At 63.7% G+C, this 17,667-nt stretch carries 15 protein-coding genes; 10 read left to right on the top strand and 5 right to left on the bottom strand.

Features of this window, described 5'->3' with window-relative positions:
* The first annotated feature begins 140 nt into the window (after positions 1–140).
* The 7 genes from topA (at position 141) to AC5ZG5_RS12715 (ending at position 8,755) form a co-directional block, all read left to right on the top strand.
* On the top strand, positions 141–2,879 hold the full coding sequence (topA, locus tag AC5ZG5_RS12745; protein WP_456644174.1) for a type I DNA topoisomerase: 2,739 nt from the start codon (positions 141–143) through the stop codon (positions 2,877–2,879).
* Complete coding sequence (rnr, locus tag AC5ZG5_RS12740) at positions 2,880–5,210, top strand: ribonuclease R (RefSeq protein ID WP_456644175.1); 2,331 nt, start codon at positions 2,880–2,882, stop codon at positions 5,208–5,210.
* Positions 5,198–5,641: a DUF983 domain-containing protein gene (locus tag AC5ZG5_RS12735; RefSeq protein ID WP_208822369.1), complete on the top strand. Its 444-nt coding sequence runs from the start codon at positions 5,198–5,200 to the stop codon at positions 5,639–5,641. Before rnr ends, AC5ZG5_RS12735 begins: the two co-directional genes overlap by 13 nt.
* A 34-nt stretch (positions 5,642–5,675) precedes the next feature.
* Positions 5,676–6,425, top strand: a complete 750-nt coding sequence (locus AC5ZG5_RS12730; protein ID WP_130231029.1) for an NUDIX hydrolase — start codon at positions 5,676–5,678, stop codon at positions 6,423–6,425.
* A gap of 105 nt (positions 6,426–6,530) precedes the next feature.
* Positions 6,531–7,856, top strand: coding sequence for an LLM class flavin-dependent oxidoreductase (locus tag AC5ZG5_RS12725; RefSeq protein ID WP_456644176.1), 1,326 nt, complete (start codon positions 6,531–6,533; stop codon positions 7,854–7,856).
* Between the two features lie 124 nt (positions 7,857–7,980).
* Positions 7,981–8,148, top strand: a complete 168-nt coding sequence (gene rpmG / locus AC5ZG5_RS12720; protein WP_027581235.1) for a 50S ribosomal protein L33 — start codon at positions 7,981–7,983, stop codon at positions 8,146–8,148.
* A gap of 76 nt (positions 8,149–8,224) precedes the next feature.
* Positions 8,225–8,755 carry a hypothetical protein gene (locus tag AC5ZG5_RS12715; protein ID WP_028163947.1) on the top strand — a complete coding sequence of 177 codons (531 nt, stop codon included), beginning with the start codon at positions 8,225–8,227 and terminating at the stop codon, positions 8,753–8,755.
* Between the two features lies 1 nt (position 8,756).
* Here the strand turns inward: AC5ZG5_RS12715 and AC5ZG5_RS12710 are convergent, their stop codons facing one another.
* Together AC5ZG5_RS12710 and AC5ZG5_RS12705 are read right to left on the bottom strand one after the other, a co-directional pair.
* Entirely contained in the window at positions 8,757–10,163 is a 1,407-nt protein-coding gene (locus tag AC5ZG5_RS12710) for an ammonium transporter (RefSeq protein WP_456644177.1), read from the bottom strand.
* A 543-nt stretch (positions 10,164–10,706) separates the two neighbouring features.
* A complete protein-coding gene (locus AC5ZG5_RS12705; protein WP_456644178.1) occupies positions 10,707–11,942 on the bottom strand; it encodes an MFS transporter in 1,236 nt (411 codons plus the stop codon).
* A 134-nt stretch (positions 11,943–12,076) separates the two neighbouring features.
* Between AC5ZG5_RS12705 and AC5ZG5_RS12700 the strand changes: the two genes are divergently transcribed.
* The gene (locus AC5ZG5_RS12700; RefSeq protein WP_456644179.1) at positions 12,077–12,661 is read left to right on the top strand and encodes a TetR/AcrR family transcriptional regulator; all 585 of its coding nucleotides are present in this window, start codon (positions 12,077–12,079) and stop codon (positions 12,659–12,661) included.
* A 262-nt stretch (positions 12,662–12,923) separates the two neighbouring features.
* On the opposite strand, the gene AC5ZG5_RS12695 is transcribed toward AC5ZG5_RS12700, so the two are convergent.
* Complete coding sequence (locus tag AC5ZG5_RS12695; protein WP_028163955.1) at positions 12,924–14,297, bottom strand: PleD family two-component system response regulator; 1,374 nt, start codon at positions 14,295–14,297, stop codon at positions 12,924–12,926.
* 15 nt (positions 14,298–14,312) lie between these two features.
* The gene (locus tag AC5ZG5_RS12690) at positions 14,313–14,678 is read right to left on the bottom strand and encodes a response regulator (RefSeq protein ID WP_027581229.1); all 366 of its coding nucleotides are present in this window, start codon (positions 14,676–14,678) and stop codon (positions 14,313–14,315) included.
* A gap of 225 nt (positions 14,679–14,903) precedes the next feature.
* Between AC5ZG5_RS12690 and AC5ZG5_RS12685 the strand changes: the two genes are divergently transcribed.
* On the top strand, positions 14,904–15,203 hold the full coding sequence (locus AC5ZG5_RS12685; RefSeq protein WP_028163956.1) for a DUF3572 domain-containing protein: 300 nt from the start codon (positions 14,904–14,906) through the stop codon (positions 15,201–15,203).
* Entirely contained in the window at positions 15,182–16,489 is a 1,308-nt protein-coding gene (locus AC5ZG5_RS12680; protein WP_456644180.1) for a DNA polymerase IV, read from the top strand. Before AC5ZG5_RS12685 ends, AC5ZG5_RS12680 begins: the two co-directional genes overlap by 22 nt.
* Positions 16,490–16,606: 117 nt before the next feature.
* On the opposite strand, the gene AC5ZG5_RS12675 is transcribed toward AC5ZG5_RS12680, so the two are convergent.
* The gene (locus AC5ZG5_RS12675) at positions 16,607–17,470 is read right to left on the bottom strand and encodes a cell envelope integrity EipB family protein (protein ID WP_456644181.1); all 864 of its coding nucleotides are present in this window, start codon (positions 17,468–17,470) and stop codon (positions 16,607–16,609) included.
* Between the last annotated feature and the right edge of the window lie 197 nt (positions 17,471–17,667).

Here is a 17,667-nt window from a genome sequence, read left to right as displayed (position 1 = left end):
TAAGTCGTAGACCCGCCCCACCCTCTCAATATCCTTCGATTTGACAGGGGGCCCCTCAACACCCATGTTCGCCCCGACAGAGGGGGTCGCGAGTCTCGCGGAGCCCGCTTTCAGTTCCTCCCATAAGCTATTGGAATGACATGAATATCGTCATTGTGGAGTCGCCGGCCAAAGCCAAGACTATCAACAAATATCTGGGCTCCTCCTACGAGGTCCTGGCCTCGTTCGGCCATGTCCGCGACCTCCCCGCCAAGAACGGATCGGTCGATCCGGACTCCAATTTCCAGATGATCTGGGAGGTCGATCCCAAGGCTGCCGGCCGACTCAATGACATCGCCAAGGCGCTGAAAGGTGCCGATCGCCTGATTCTCGCGACCGACCCTGATCGCGAGGGCGAGGCGATCTCCTGGCACGTGCTGGAGGTGTTGAAGGAGAAGCGCGCGCTGAAGGATCAGAAGATCGAGCGCGTGGTGTTCAACGCCATCACCAAGCAGGCGGTCTCGGAAGCGATGAAGACGCCGCGCCAGATCGACGGCGCGCTGGTCGACGCCTATATGGCGCGCCGCGCGCTCGACTATCTCGTCGGCTTCACCCTCTCCCCCGTGCTCTGGCGCAAATTGCCGGGCGCGCGTTCCGCCGGCCGGGTGCAGTCGGTGGCGCTGCGTCTGGTCTGCGACCGCGAGCTCGAGATCGAGAAGTTCGTACCGAGGGAATATTGGTCGCTGGTCGCGACGCTTCTGACGCCCCGCGGCGAAGCCTTCGAGGCACGGCTCGTCGGCGCCGACGGCAAGAAGATCGCGCGGCTCGACATCGGCTCGGGCGCGGAAGCCGAAGATTTTCGTAAAGCCATCGAAGCCGCGCTGTTCAAGGTCGCGACCGTCGAAGCAAAGCCCGCCCGGCGCAATCCGCAGGCGCCCTTCACCACATCGACGCTGCAGCAGGAAGCCAGCCGCAAGCTCGGCTTCGCGCCGGCCCACACCATGCGCATCGCGCAGCGGCTCTATGAAGGCATCGACATCGGCGGCGAGACCACCGGCCTCATCACCTATATGCGTACCGACGGCGTGCAGATCGATCCGTCCGCGATCACCCAGGCGCGCAAGGTGATTGGCGAGGACTTCGGCAACGCCTATGTGCCCGACGCTCCGCGCCAGTACCAGGCCAAGGCCAAGAACGCACAGGAAGCGCACGAAGCGATCCGCCCGACCGATCTCTCGCGCCGGCCCAACGACCTGAAGCGGCGGCTGGATAACGATCAGGCGCGGCTCTACGAATTGATCTGGACTCGCACCATCGCCAGCCAGATGGAATCCGCCGAGCTCGAGCGCACCACCGTCGACATCGAAGCCAAGGCCGGCGCGCGGATGCTGGAATTGCGCGCCACCGGGCAGGTCATCAAGTTCGACGGCTTCCTCGCGCTCTACCAGGAAGGCCGCGACGACGAAGAAGACGAAGACTCCCGCCGCCTGCCCGCGATGAGCGCGGGCGAGCCGCTGAAGCGGCAGGACCTTTCCGTCACCCAGCATTTCACCGAGCCGCCGCCGCGCTTCTCGGAAGCCTCGCTGGTCAAGCGCATGGAAGAGCTCGGCATCGGCCGTCCCTCGACCTATGCCTCGATCCTGCAGGTGCTGAAGGACCGCGGCTATGTGAAGCTCGAGAAGCGGCGCCTGCACGGCGAGGACAAGGGGCGCGTCGTGATCGCGTTCCTGGAGAGCTTCTTCCGCCGCTATGTTGAATACGACTTCACCGCCGATCTCGAGGAACAGCTCGACCGCATCTCGAACAACGAGATCTCCTGGCAGCAGGTGCTGAAGGATTTCTGGCGCGACTTCATTGGCGCGGTCAACGACATCAAGGATCTGCGCGTCGCCGAGGTGCTCGACGTGCTCGACGAGATGCTGGGTCCGCACATCTATCCGCCGCGCGCGGATGGTGGCGATCCCCGGCAGTGTCCGACCTGCGGCACCGGCCGATTGAACCTCAAGGCCGGCAAGTTCGGCGCCTTCATCGGCTGCTCGAACTATCCGGAATGCCGCTACACGAGGCCGCTCGCGGCCGATTCCGAGGCTGCCGCCGACCGCGTGCTCGGCCAGGATCCGGACACCGGCTTCGACGTCACCGTGAAGGCGGGACGGTTCGGCCCTTACATCCAGCTCGGCGAGCTGAAGGATTATGCCGAAGGCGAGAAGCCGAAGCGCGCCGGCATTCCGAAGGGCACCTCGCCGAGCGACGTCGATCTCGAGCTCGCGCTGAAACTGTTGTCGCTGCCGCGCGAGGTCGGAAAGCATCCCGAGACGGGAGAGCCGATCACCGCCGGCATCGGCCGCTTCGGTCCGTTCGTGAAGCACGAGAAGACCTACGCCTCGCTCGAGGCCGGCGACGAAGTCTTCGACATCGGCCTCAACCGTGCGGTGACGCTGATCGCGGAGAAGATCGCGAAAGGTCCGAGCGGCCGACGCTTCGGCGCCGATCCCGGCAAACCGCTCGGCGATCATCCGACGCTTGGCGCGGTCGCGCTCAAGAACGGCCGCTATGGCGCCTATGTCACCGCTGGTGGCGTCAATGCGACGATCCCGAGCGACAAGACGCCCGACGAGGTGACGCTTGCGGACGCGATCGCGCTGATCGACGAGCGCGCAGCCAAGGGCGGCGGCAAGAAGGCCAAGAAAGCCAAGGCGGAAAAGCCCGCCAAGGCCGACGGCGACGCCGCGGCGAAGCCTGCCAAGAAGGCGGCGGCGAAGAAAGCGCCGAGCAAGCCGAAATCGGATGCCGCCAGCAAGGCGCGCGCCCCGGTGAAGGCAGCGAAGACATCAGCGGCAAAACCTGCCGCAACATCGAAAACGCCCGCGAAGAAAAGCGCGGGCAAGGCTCGAGGGTAAGTGAAGCAAAAGCCTGACCATGGCTTTCCGGCCAGGGACGCCATTGTCGCCTTTATCCGATCCAATCCCGGAAAAGTCGGCACGCGGGAGATCGCGCGCGAATTCGGGTTGAAGAACGCCGATCGCGTCGAGCTGAAGCGCATGCTGCGCGAGCTCGCCGACGACGGCACGATCGCCAAACGCGGCCGCAAGATTCATGAGCCGGCCGCGCTGCCGCCGACCGTGATGGCCGACGTCACCGGCCGCGATGCCGACGGCGAGCTGATCGCAACGCCCACCGAGTGGGATACGGAAGAGAACGGCACCGCGCCGAAAATCCGTATCGTCACGCCGCGCCATCAGAAGCGCGGCACCACGGCCGGCGTCGGCGACCGCGCGCTGCTGCGCATCGAGATGGTGGGAGATGCCGACGGCACGCCCTATCGCGGCCGCATCATCAAGGTCATCGACCACGCCAGGACCCGCGTGCTCGGGCTGTTTCGCGCCCTCCCCGACGGCGGCGGCCGGCTGGTGCCGGTGGACAAGAAGCAGGCCGGGCGCGAACTCAACATCGCCAAGGCCGACGCCGCCGGCGCCAAGGACGGCGATCTCGTCAGCGTCGATCTCGTCCGCAGCCGCGGCTTCGGCCTCGCTTCCGGCAAGGTGAAGGAACGGCTCGGCTCGATCGCGAGCGAAAAGGCGATCAGCCTGATCGCGATCCACACCCACGAGATCCCGCAGGAATTTTCGCGCGGCGCCCTGCGCGAGGCCGAGGACGCCAGGCCCGCGACGCTGCAAGCGCGCGAGGACTGGCGCGACGTCCCGCTGGTCACCATCGACCCGCCGGACGCCAAGGATCACGACGACGCCGTGCATGCGGAAGCGGACCCAGATCCGAACAACAAGGGCGGCTACGTCATCCACGTCGCCATCGCCGACGTCGCCTACTATGTGCGGCCGGGTTCGGCGCTCGACCATGATGCGCTGATCCGCGGCAACTCGGTCTATTTCCCGGACCGCGTGGTGCCGATGCTGCCCGAGCGCATCTCCAACAATCTCTGCTCGCTGGTGCCGGGCGAGCCGCGCGGCGCGCTCGCGGTGCGGCTGGTGATCGGCGCCGACGGCCGCAAGCGTTCGCACACATTCCACCGCGTGCTGATGCGCTCGGCCGCCAAGCTGCACTACGTGCAGGCCCAAGCCGCCATCGACGGCCGGCCGGACGACACCACCGGACCCCTGCTCGATCCGATCCTGAAGCCGCTCTGGGAGGCGTATCGGCTCGTGAAGCTGGCGCGCGACGAGCGCGATCCGCTCGACCTCGATCTGCCCGAGCGCAAGATCCTCTTGAAGGCGGACGGCACGGTCGACCGCGTCATCGTCCCCGAACGTCTCGACGCGCACAGATTGATTGAGGAATTCATGATCCTCGCCAACGTCGCCGCGGCGGAGACGCTCGAGAAGAAAGGCCTGCCGCTGATCTACCGCGTGCATGACGAGCCGACGCAGGAGAAGGTTTACAACCTCCAGGAATTCCTCAAGACGCTCGATCTTCCCTTCACAAAGGCCGGCGCGCTGCGGCCATCGGTATTCAACCGCGTGCTGTCCCAGGTCGAGGGCGAGGATTACGAGACGCTGGTCAACGAGGTGGTGCTGCGCTCGCAGGCGCAGGCCGAATACTCCTCGGAGAACTACGGCCATTTCGGCCTGAACTTGAGGCGATACGCGCATTTCACCTCGCCTATCCGGCGCTACGCCGACCTGATCGTGCACCGTGCGCTGATCCGCGCGCTTGGGCTCGGCGATGGCGCCCTGCCGGACAGCGAGACGCCGGAGACGCTTGCCGAAATCGCAGCCGAGATTTCGATGACGGAGCGGCGCGCGATGAAAGCCGAGCGCGAGACCGCCGACCGGCTGATCGCGCATTATCTTGCCGATCGCGTCGGCGCGAGCTTTCAGGGCCGCATTTCCGGCGTCACCCGCTCCGGACTGTTCGTCAAGCTCGATGACACTGGCGCCGATGGATTGATCCCGATCCGGACGCTCGGCTCGGAATATTACGACTATGACGAGACGCGTCACGCCCTGATCGGCTCCCGCAGCGGTGCCATGCACCGACTGGGTGACGTGGTCGACGTGCGTCTGGTAGAAGCGGCTCCGATCGCAGGTGCACTGCGCTTTGAATTGCTGTCGGGCGGACAGGCCATTCCGCGTGGCAGAAAAAGCGAGGGCCGGCGCGAACGGAAGAAAGAAGTGCGGGGCGCGAAAGCGGGGCGCGCGACGAGCAAGAAGGATCGCAAGCCGGGCAAGCAAAAGTCCGGCAAATCGAAGCGAGGCAAGTCATGGAAACGCTGAAGCCCGCGACGACGGTGTGGACCCGCGAAGCCGCGGCGGCCGAGCGGCGCGACCTGTGGGCGGCCTTGAAGCGCGGCTTTCGCTGCCGCTGCCCACGCTGCGGCGAAGGCAAATTGTTTCGCGCCTTCCTCAAGGTCGATGGTCACTGCCCGGTCTGCGACCTGGATTTTTCGCACCATCGCGCCGACGACCTGCCGGCCTATCTCGTTATCGTCGTCGTCGGCCACATCGTGGTGCCGCTCGCGCTGTGGATCGAGACCAACTATTCACCGCCGGTCTGGCTGCAACTCTCGATCTATCTGCCGCTGACTTTGATCTTGTCGCTGCTGCTGTTGCAGCCGATCAAGGGCGCAGTCGTAGGTTTCCAGTGGGCGATGCGCATGCACGGTTTCGACGAGAACGCGCCAGACGATCTTCCGCCGATCCGATAGCCTAAAATTCAAAAAAATAACAAACGGGGATGGAATGACTGAAGCAGCGACCGCGATCAAAGCGGAAGTCAAGGAAGAAAAGGAAGCGGATCATCATCCGTATTTCCGGCCCAAGGATGCCGCGACGCTGATCCTGATCGATCGCTCCAGCGCGAGGCCGAAGGTGCTGGTCGGCAAGCGCCACGACAAGGTCGTGTTCATGCCCGGCAAATACGTCTTTCCCGGCGGCCGCGTCGATGCGGCCGACAACCGCGTCCCGGTCGCCGCTCCGATCAGCAAGGAGCTCGAGACGAACCTGCTGAAGGGCAGCCCGAAGATCACGCCCGGCCGCGCGCGTGCGCTCGCCAATGCGGCGATCCGCGAGGCCTGCGAGGAGACCGGCCTGTGCCTCGGCCGCAAGGCTGAGAAGCCCGGCAACCTCGATGGTCCGTGGAAGCCGTTCGCCGATGCCGGCCTGTTGCCCGACCCCTCCGGCCTGTTCCTCATCGCGCGCGCGATCACCCCGCCTGGCCGTGTCCGCCGCTTCGACACGCGCTTCTTCACGGCGGATGCTTCCGCCATTGCCCACCGCGTCGAGGGCGTGGTGCATGCCGATGCGGAATTGGTCGAGCTGGTCTGGGTCGAGATCGGCTCCGAGCCATTGGCGGACGCCCATGCCATGACCAAGAACGTGCTGGCCGAGCTCGACCGCCGGCTTGCTACCGGTCCGCTCAACCACGACGCTCCGGTGCCGTTCTTCCATTTCTACGGCGGCAGGATGCAGAAGGACATTTTGGGAGCTTGACAGAGGCATGTCGCGCAAGTGTGCAAAAACAAAATAATCTTCCCAGTGGCGCCGCCGTGCTTCGTGCCTATCTGCTCCTGAACGACCCACACGGAAACGGGGCAAATGGCACAGCGTCAACTCAAGCTCGGCGCTTTCATGCGGCCGATCAGCATCCACACCGGCGCATGGCGCTATCCCGGCGCCTGGCCCGACGCCAATTTCAACTTTTCCCATATCAAGCAGCTCGCCCAGAAGCTGGAAGCCGGCAAGTTCGACGCCTTCTTCATGGCGGACCATCTGGCCGTGCTGAACATGCCGATCAATGCGCTGAAGCGCAGCCACACCGTGACCTCGTTCGAGCCGTTCACGCTGCTGTCGGCGCTCGCGACGGTGACGGAGAATATCGGCCTGGTCGCGACCGGCTCGACCACGTTCGACGAGCCCTATCATGTCGCCCGCCGCTTTGCCTCGCTCGACCACATCAGCGGCGGCCGCGCCGGCTGGAATATCGTCACCACCTCCAATCCGGATGCGGCGCTCAATTTCGGGCTCGACGACCATATGGAGCATGCCGAACGCTATCGGCGCGCGCGGGAGTTCTACGACGTCGTCACCGGGCTCTGGGATTCCTTTGCCGATGATGCCTTCGTGCGCGACGTCGAATCCGGGCTGTTCGTCGATCCCGAGAAGATGCATGTGCTCAATCATGAGGGAAAATACCTGAAGGTGCGCGGCCCCCTGAACATCGCGCGCCCGGTGCAGGGCTGGCCGGTGATCGTGCAGGCCGGCGCCTCGGAGGACGGCAAGCAGCTCGCCGCGGAGACGGCGGAAGCGGTGTTCACCGGTGGCGGCAGTGTCAGCGACGGGCAGAAGCTTTATGCCGACATCAAGGGCCGCATGGACAAGCTCGGCCGCGACCGCGAGCATCTGAAGATCCTGCCGGGCGCCTTCGTCGTCGTCGGCGACAGCGTCGAGGAGGCCAAGGAGAAGCGGGCCCTGCTCGACAGCCGCGTGCACTACGACAGCGCGATCGCCTCGCTCTCGGTGATCCTGGGCACCGACGCGTCCGGATTCGATCCGGATGGGCCGTTGCCGCCGATCCCCGAAACCAATGCCAGCAAGAGCGGGCGCCAGCGCCTGGTCGACGTCGCCGCGCGCGACAAGCTCACCGTGCGTCAGCTCGCACAGCGCGTCGGCGGCTATGGCGGGCTGGCCTTCGTCGGCACTCCGAAACTGATCGCCGACCAGATGGAGGAATGGCTAACGAGCTATGCCTCCGACGGCTTCAACATCATGTTCCCGTACCTGCCGGGCGGGCTCTACGATTTCGTCGACAAGGTGGTGCCGGAACTGCAGAAGCGCGAGATCTTTCGCAAGGAGTATGAAGGCAAGACGCTACGGGAGAATCTGGGCCTGCCGCGACCGAAAAACCGGTTTTTCGAGCACTGATCCGCCCGAATCGGGCCGGTTTGGGTCCGGAAAACCTTGACTTTGGGCCGATTCTGACTAGTTTGCCGGCCAAACGCGGGCCGCTTGGCCGGCTCCTATACCCCACATTTCCTGAGGTTTTGACATGGCCAAGGCGGTCACCATCAAGGTCAAGCTCGTGTCGTCCGCCGACACCGGCTACTACTACGTCGCCAAGAAGAATTCGCGCACCATGACCGACAAACTGGTCAAGAAGAAGTACGATCCGGTCGCGCGCAAGCACGTCGAATTCCGCGAAGCCAAGATCAAGTAAGATCGCGGGACACTACCCACTCGAACGGGGCCTCGCGGCCCCGTTTTTATTTTGTGGCCCGGGGGCAAGGGCTCACATGATCGCAACCTTGGACGAAGGAAGCGTCGGCGGTTACTCGGTGGCATATGGCCGCGAGGACATCTACTTTCCCGTCTACATCACCGCCGCCCTCGCCGCGATCTTCTTCACAGCCACCTGGATCACCGGCGCGCTGTATTGGCTGGCGCTTGCGGCTGCGGCGGCTGGCTTCACCTACTACAACATTCCCCTGCTGGAGACCGGGCGCCCGACCATCGGCGCCAATCAGTACGGCATCTTCATCCAGGCCTTCGGCCTGATCCGCTGGCGCGCCATCGAACGCATCGACCTCGTCCAGATCGCCGAGCGCGCGATGACCGTCCATGAATTGCAGATCGCGCTCAGCATGCCCCTCAGCGGCGCGCTCGTCGCCGACTGGCGCAAGCAGCCGGCCTATCGCCGCTTGATGCGGCTGCCGTGGCGCATGGATCACCGCGCCGTGGTGTGCGTCAACCTGGAGCCATTCGACCGGTCGCCCGACGACATCCATCGGACGTTCCTCAGGATGTGGCGTTACTACCGGAGCTAAGTCAGTGCACCACTTCACCATGCAGCGCGAGGTCGAGGCCGTCGCGCTCGGCGTCCTCGTGCACCCGAAGCCCGACGAACACCTTGACCGCAGCGAGGATGATCAAGCTGACGACGGCATCGTAAACGATCACGGAGGCCACGCCGACGCACTGGTTGAAGAACTGACCAGCGTTCCCCTCCAGAACGCCGGCCGTCCCCCCGTATTGTTCGACCGCGAACACGCCGGTGAGCAGTGCCCCGACGATGCCGCCAATCGCATGCACGCCGAAGCAATCGAGCGCGTCATCATAGTTGAACGTGCGCTTCAAGCCGGTGCATCCCCAATAGCAGAAGACGCCTGCGCCAATTCCAATTGCAAAGGAGCCGATCGGTCCCACGAAACCGGAAGCCGGCGTGATGGCGACGAGGCCCGCGACCGCGCCCGAGCAGATGCCGATGACGGTCGGCTTGCCCTTGAGCGTCCATTCCACCAGCATCCAGGTGAAGGCAGCAACCGCGGTGGCGATCTGCGTCACCAGCATGGCCATGCCCGCCTGCATCCCCGCCGAGACGGCGGAGCCGGCGTTGAAACCGAACCAGCCAACCCAGAGCAAAGAGGCCCCGATAAAGGTGAGAACCATGTTGTGAGCAGGCCCCGTCTCCTTGCGCTTGCCGAGCATGATGGCGCACATCAGACCTGCCACGCCGGCATTGATATGCACGACGGTACCGCCGGCGAAATCGAGCACCTTCACCCATGCGTTCTCGTTGGCAGCGGCGAAGACGCCGTCGGGTCCCCAGACCCAGTGCGCAACCGGCGCATAGACCAGGATCGCCCACAGGCCGATGAACCAGAGCATGGCCGAGAATTTCATGCGCTCGGCAAATGCGCCGGCAATCAGCGCCGGCGTGATGATGGCAAATGTCATCTGAAAGCAGATGTACACGGCCTCGGGAATGGTTGGAGCAAGCGGATTGGGATTGCCAATTCCGCCCTTGCCGATGTCGCTCAGCATGTCCTTGAGGAACATGCGATCGAGGCCGCCGACAAAGGGCGTGCCAGCGCGAAATGCCATGCTGTAAGTCAGAATGGCGAATAGAATGGTGACGAGGCAGGTGACCGCGAAACTGGTCATCACGGTGTCGCCGACGTTCTTCTTGCGCACCATGCCGCCATAGAACAGGCCGAGGCCCGGGATCGTCATCATCAAGACGAGCGCGACGGATGTGAGCATCCACGCCGTGTCACCCGAGTTCGGCGTGCACTTTTCAAGGACCTTGCCGCCGCAGGCCGGCGGCGTCGCGTCCTGCGCAAACGCAATGTCGCCCAGTGCGAGACCGAGGAGCGCAATTGCCAGGAAAGTCGCCAGGAAAGCAGCCGCGAATTTCACGAGCCTTTGGCTCGCATAGATTCTTGAGTGCATCATCTTTCTCCCGTCGCAAGAGAAGTCGGCGAAAGGCTTGAAGAGAGGTTTTGCCGCGCCCGCACACGCGCGGCTTGCTGCTCAACGGACGTCACCAAATGTCTGCTGTGGCCCGCTCGTCGGGTTTTCGCAGTGCTTTGGAGCGCCGCAATCGGCCTGCAGTGCTTGCCCAGAATTGGCAACGTGCCCGACCTGGGCACAAAGCTCGGGCAACTCGGCGCCGCGGCACGGCCGTCGAGTTTCAGTGGCTGGGGATTGGCGGCGACTAGCCTCATGGGCTGCCAGCCTTTTCAGAGATACCAAAGTCGGAAGACGTCCGTGTCGGTCTCCGACTCCCAATTCTTAGCCAGACTTAATCAAGTTTCGTGCCACCAACCATGCAGAGAAAACCCGTTGAATCAACATCGTCTCTCGTTCACCAACGCGTGAACTGACTTGGCTGCTGCCGATTTTGAAAGCACCTCACTGACCATAATTTAATCAGCCACGATGGCCGTCGGCATGGCGCAGCAGTCCTCCGCGGAGGACTAGCCACCGGCGCGGACTTTACGCCGCCTTCAATAGCGGCGGCTGCGAGGGCCGCATCAGCGCAAACGCCACCTGGATGATGCCGCCGGCAAGCCCCAGCGCGACGCCGATGCGCCAGGCGATGGTGTAGGAGCCGAGCGCATCGTACAGCAGCCCTCCCCCATAGGCGCCGAGGAAGCTGCCGATCTGGTGGCTCATGAACGCGAGCCCCTGGATCATCGCCTGCCAGCGCAGCCCAAACATCTCCGCCACGGCGCCCGCGACCAGCGGGCCGACGCCCATCCACAGGAAGCCCATGATGGCTCCGAACAGCAGCGTGGAGGCAGGCGTCGCCGGCAGCATGAAATACCAGGCGAGCGCCAGCGAGCGCAGGATGTAGATCATGCCCAGCAGCGCAAGCTTGTTCCAGCGCTGGCCGGCCCAGCCGAAGAAGAGAGAGCCGAGTACGTTAAAGCCGCCAATCATGCCGAGCGTCTGCGCGCTCAGCATTGGATCGAGGCCGCAGATCGCGAGATAGGACGGCAGATGCGTGGTGAGGAAGACGAGTTGCATGCCGCAAACGAGATAGGCGCAAGTCATCACAACGAACGAGGCGTTGCCGAGCGCTGCTCGCGCGGCAATGGCTGCGGTAGCCTCGCCGATGTCCTCGGATGACCTTGGCTTGGGCAGCGGGACCTTGTCGATGCGACCCGCGTACCAGGCGGCAGGAATCATCGCGAGCGCCAGCACCACGAAGCCGAGCAAACCGACGCGCCAGCCGAAACCTTCATTGAGAAGCTGTCCGATCGGGGCCGACAGCAGCGCGCCGAGCGATCCGGCACCGGAGACGATGCCAAGCACCGTCGAGCGCACCGTCTCGGGCACCGCGCGGGCAGCGACCGACATCGCGATCGCGGCCGCCGTGCACGCCATCGAGGTACCGATCAGGACCCCACCGCCGATCATGATGCTGATGACGCCGTGCGCGCCCGCCATGAACGCAAGGCCCGCGATATAGAGCAGCGAACCAACCACCATGATCGGACGAAAGCCGTACCGTACCGTCATGGCGCCGGCGAGCGGCTGCAGGAAGCCCCAGGCGAGGTTCTGCACCGCCAGCGCCAGCGTGAAGTCGGAAACAGAAATCCGGATGTCGTGCGTCAGCGGCTGCATGAAGATGCCGAGGCTCTGGCGCAGGCCCATGCTCAGCGTGAGCATGATCGAGGCTCCGATCAGGATGGGCAGCGTGGGACGCAGGACTTGCAGCAAGGGCATTGTTTTTGTTCTCCCTATCGATGGCGGCGCAGCAAGGTCCACCTGCGATTCACGCATTTTTTAGTTACACAGACCTGTGTACCTTGGCTATAAGGGAGGGGTGCTGTCAAGCGAGTGAGATACGGAGCCAACGCATGGCTTCTCCGCACCAGAAACAGACGATGAAGGACCGCATCCTTCAGACCGCCGACCGGCTGTTCTACCTGAAGGGCATTCGCGCCATCGGCGTCGACACGATCTCCGCCGAGATCGGTATCAGCAAGCGCACCCTCTACAATCACTTTCCGTCTAAGGACGCGCTGATCGCGGCCTATCTCGAGCATCGCTTCGTGCAGCCGAAGCCGTCGGACAAGTCACCGCTCGAGCAGATCCTCGGCACCTTCGATGCGCTGGAGCGTCGTTTCGGCGCCAAGGATTTTCGCGGCTGCCCCTTCGTCAACGCGGTCGCCGAACTCGGCGGCGAAGACCAGTCGGTCAAGAAGATCGCCATCGCCTTCAAGGAAAGTCGGCGGCTGTGGTTTCGCGATCGATTGGTCGACCTAGGCGTTGCCGATCCGGAGGGGCTTGCGATCCAACTGCAATTGCTGGTCGATGGCTCGATCGCGCAGGATCTCGTCCGCGACGATCCCGCGATGGCGCGCGCGGCGAAAGATGCGGCGCGGGTGCTGCTGGAGAATGCCGGGGTGAAGGTCAGTAGCCCGGATGAAGCGAAAGCGTAATCCGGGGGCGGACGATGAGCGCACGTGCCCGTGGAGAGAACCCCTCACCCAAACGAGTACGTTGCTGGTACCGGAGCAGTCCTCTCCCACAAGGGGCGAGGGCGCATCAACCGGCACCTGCAAGGCAGGGACGAATTCTGTTCGAACGGCGATGGCGCGTCCTTTCCTTCTCCCCTTGTGGGAGAAGGTGGCGCGCATGCAATGCGCGACGGATGAGGGGTTCTCTCCGCGGGCACGCCGCATCCCGCGCGCTACGGAGCGGCTATGCCGCCGCTGAGACCACCCTGTTCCGGCCATCGTGCTTGGCACGGTAGAGCGCGTTGTCAGCGCGCTTGAGCACGTCGGAGACCGACTCGCCCTTGCGCTCCAGCGTGGTGAGACCGATCGAGATCGTGACCTCGATGCGGTTGGCGCCCTTGTTGATGGAGAAGGATTCACCGGCGATCGAGCGGCGCAGGCGTTCGGCGACCATGCTGGCGACGTGAAGGTCGGTTTCCGGCATAACGATCACGAATTCCTCGCCGCCATAGCGGCAGGCGAGATCAATGCCGCGGATCGATTTGCGGATCCGTGTCGCGAAGTCGCGCAGGACGTCGTCGCCGGCGTCATGACCATAGGTGTCGTTGATCGCCTTGAAGTAATCGATGTCGAGGATCATCAGCGCCAGCGGCTTGCCGCGGGCGGAGGCCTGTTCGGCGAGGGTCCCCAGATGGCTCTCCATGTAGCGGCGGTTATGCAGCCCGGTCAGCGCGTCCGTGATCGCCATCTCGATCGAGTTCTGCACATTGTCGCGCAGATGATCGGTATAGCGCCGGCGCCGAATTTGCGTGCGCGCCCGCGCCAACAGTTCGTTCTTGTCGATCGGGCGCAGCAGGTAATCGTTGACGCCGATCTCGAGCCCACGCAGCAGCCGCGCATTGTTGTCCGCATCCGAGATGGCGAGGATCGGCAATTGGCGGGTCCGCTCCAGCGAGCGCGCCTGGCTGCAAAGCCGCAGGCCGTCGTAATTGTCGAGGCTGAGCGAGACAATCAGCAGGTCGTAATTGCCCTCGGCGGCATTGAACAGCGCTTCCGCCGGGTTGGTCTCGACATCGACCGTATGCTCGGCCGACAGCATCGGTGCGAGCCGTTCGTAGGACGACGGCCGGTCGTCGACCAGAAGGATGCGGCCGCCAAGCCCCTTGTCGGCAATCGCGCTGCGTTCGGGCGCCTGCATGCCGATCTCGAGCGAGGTGATCGCGCGCATGCGCAATTCATCGGTCATCATCTTCAGTCGCGTCAGCGAGCGCACGCGTGCGATCAGCACGACGTCGGACACCGGTTTGGTCAGGAAGTCGTCTGCGCCGGCTTCCAACCCGCGCACGCGATCGGCGGGGCTGTCGAGCGCGGTGACGATGACGACCGGAATGAAGTGCGTGGCCGGGTTGGACTTGAGGCGGCGGCACACCTCGAAGCCATCCATGTCAGGCATCATGACGTCGAGCAGGATGATATCGCACTCGGCACGAGCGCAGATCTGCAGGGCCTCGGCGCCGTTGGAAGCGGTCAGCACGTCGAAATATTCGGCCGACAGTCGTGCTTCCAACAACTTGACGTTCGCGGGAACGTCATCGACCACGAGGATACGCGCAGACATCGAAACTCTACTCCCCTACCCGATAAAGCGTCGGACAGTCTCAATGAATTTGCCGACCGAAATTGGTTTGGACAAATAGGCCTCGCATCCGCCCTCGCGGATGCGTTCCTCATCGCCCTTCATCGCGAACGCGGTGACCGCGACCACCGGGATCTTGCGCAGATCGGGATCATCCTTGATCCAGCGCGTGACTTCGAGCCCGGAGACCTGCGGAAGCTGGATGTCCATCAGGATCAGGTCGGGATGCAGCTTGCGGACCAGATCGAGCGCTTCGAAGCCGTTGCTCGTGCCGGAGGTCTGATAACCGTGCGCCTCCAGCAGGTCGCGAAAGAGCTTCATATTGAGCTCGTTGTCCTCCACGATCAGGACGGTCTTGGCCATCCCGTCCCTCCAAAGCCGTAGGAAACAGTCCCTGATACGGTACGTTCGATACCGCGCTCGGGCGCGTCGAAATGTAAAATCAAACTAGCGCCAGATTCGCTCAAACTCGTTAAGCCCGACGCTATCTTGTGTGGCGTGGTTTCCACTTGCTTGAACAGGTCCGAAAGACTCGGGCATGATGCGTCTCATTAGAGAACATAAGTTAACGGAAAGGCAAACCGGCCGTTGAAAAAGCCTGTTCAAAATCCCCGCGAAGTAGCTGAAATCGTTGCGGTTCAGGCGCTGGGTTTCATCGCCGGCGACCCCGAAAGGCTGGGCCTGTTCCTGGCCGAGACGGGAATCGGCCCGGAGACGCTCCGCTCGGCCGCCTCCGATCCAAAGTTCCTTAGCTCGGTGCTCGATTTCGTGATGCGGGATGATGCGACCGTGCAGGCGTTTGCGAAGGCTTCCGAGCTGCACCCGACCAACATCGCCGCGGCCCACCAGGTCTTGAACGATCCCAAATGGGAACGCGACGTGCCGTGAGCGCTCCGCTCACGAGCAACGGCCCCCGCTGCTTCTGCCGGGATTGTCTCGGCGATCTCGACTTCAAGGCAAGGCGCTGCAGCCGTTGCGGCTCGCCGCGCCTGGTTCGCCATGACGCCCTCCCCCGGCTTGCGCTGGCGCATATCGATTGCGACGCCTTCTACGCCACGGTCGAGAAACGCGACAACCCCGATCTCGCCGACAAGCCCGTCATCATCGGCGGCGGCAAGCGCGGCGTGGTCTCGGCCGCCTGCTACGTCGCGCGGACTTTTGGCGTGCGCTCGGCCATGCCGATGTTCAAAGCACTTGAGCTTTGCCCGTCGGCAACCGTGATCCCGCCGGACATGGCGAAATATGTTCGCGTCGGCCGCGAGGTGCGCCACGCGATGCAGGCGCTGACGCCCCTGGTCGAGCCGTTGTCGATCGACGAGGCCTTCCTCGATCTCTCCGGTACTGAGCGCGTCCATGGCATGATCCCGGCGAAAGTGCTTGCGGGCTTTGCCCGCGACGTCGAGCGCAATATCGGCATCACGGTGTCGGTCGGGCTGTCCTGCAACAAGTTCCTGGCCAAGATCGCGTCCGACCTCGACAAGCCGCGTGGCTTCGCCACGCTCGACCAGGACGAAGCGCGCGAGATGCTCGCGGACAAGCCGGTCGGATTCATCTTCGGCGTCGGCCCTGCGACCCAGGAAAGGCTGATCCATCGCGGCTTTCGCACCATCGCCGACCTGCAGCGCGCGGACGAGAACGAGCTGATGAAGCAGTTCGCCAGCGAAGGCCGAAGGCTATGGCGACTTGCGCGCGGCATCGACGACCGCCGCGTGGTAGCCGATCGCGGCGCCAAGACGATCTCGAGCGAGACCACGTTCGAGAACGACATCCGCGATTTCGTCACGCTGGAAAGGCTGCTGTGGAGATTGTCCGAGAAGGTCTCGGCGCGGCTGAAGAACAGCGAGCTTGCAGGTTCCACCATCACCTTGAAGCTGAAGACCGCCGATTTCCGACCGCGCACCCGCTCGCAATCGATCGCGGCGCCCACCCAGCTCGCCGGAAAGATCTTTGCGGTGTCGCGCGAGATGCTGGCGAAGGAGATCGACGGCACCGCCTTCCGCCTGATGGGCGTCGGCGTCAGCTCGCTGCGGCCGGGATCGGCGGCCGACGACACCGACATGCTCGACCGACGCTCCGCCCATGCCGAGCGCGCAATGGATGACTTGCGCAAGAAGTTCGGAAACGCGGCGGTGATTAGGGGGATTTCTTACAAGGGGCCGGCGAAGGCTGAATAGGCCTCCATCGTCATGGCCGGGCTTGTCCCGGCCATCCACGCCTTCGCGGTGGCGGCAAGAACGTGGATGCCCGGGACAAGCCCGGGCATGACGGCAGAGTACGCCGCGAATAATACCTCACTTACACGGCTTCGAGTCCTTGACGTCGAACTTGCCCATCGCGCCTGATATCACGAAGTCATTGTAATCCAGCACCAGCGCACGGGAGACGCCGTTCTCATAGAGCTCGAACGACATCGCGTAGACCGGCGTCTGCTCGCCATCAACGGCCTTGGCGTCCCGGTCATAGTAGCTCACCGTCACCGGCCAGCGGGTCATCGCTTTCATCGCATCGTTCGTGCTCGAAGCATCGGGCGACGCCGGCGCGCGCTCGGCGGGGATCGGCTGTCCGATTACCGAAAGCGTGTTGTAGACCTTTTCGCCATTGTCGGAGCCGTCATAGACCGTGAGCTCGAGCACGCTCTTGCCCTCGCGCGCAGCAGTGATGATGTGCTGGATCTGCTCGGTCGGAAATACGACTTTGCCGTCGAGCTGAAAGGTCTTCGCCACCGGCTGCTTCAGCTTGACCGTGATGTGGTCGCCCACCCGCTCCGCCACACCATCCACCGGCGCGGAATCGCCGTCGTTCATCCGCGTATCGATCTTGAACCGGTAGCTCTTGCCGGCGGCATCCTCCCAGGACGAAGAGCGCAGGTCGGAGAGCGTAACCTTGCCCTCGCCGCTGTCGAGCTCCGATACCTGGCGGAATTCGGATGTGTAGCCCTCGCAGGTGCTGCCGGAGAAATTGTAGAGGATGCGCCCGCGCACGCCGCTGATCGCGTTGGAACCACGCGACTTCACGAGATTGAGCTCGTAGAGCGCCTGATGCGACAGAAACGGCACCGTTCCGGCCGTCGCCGCTCCGTTGGTGAATCCCGATCCTGCGGCTACGGCAATAGTCATCGCCAAAACGCGCGGCGGAATCCGGAACAGGCGGGCCATGTATATCCCTTTAGGAAACGGGCGATTCGTCACAATAGTGACGGCTCTATTGCGCCGCAACTGGGGCAGTTTCACAAAAAGGTAACGCCAAGGACGCGAGTGACGCGTTTTCAGCATATTTCACCGCGGTTTACGCAGCAAAGCGCCGTCCTTGACCGATCCGCGGCCGACTTGAAAGCGGCGGCGCGATGCGCGAA

It is taken from the genome of Bradyrhizobium sp. Ses1 (assembly GCF_059512365.1).
This window is presented reverse-complemented; position numbering and strand designations above follow the sequence as displayed.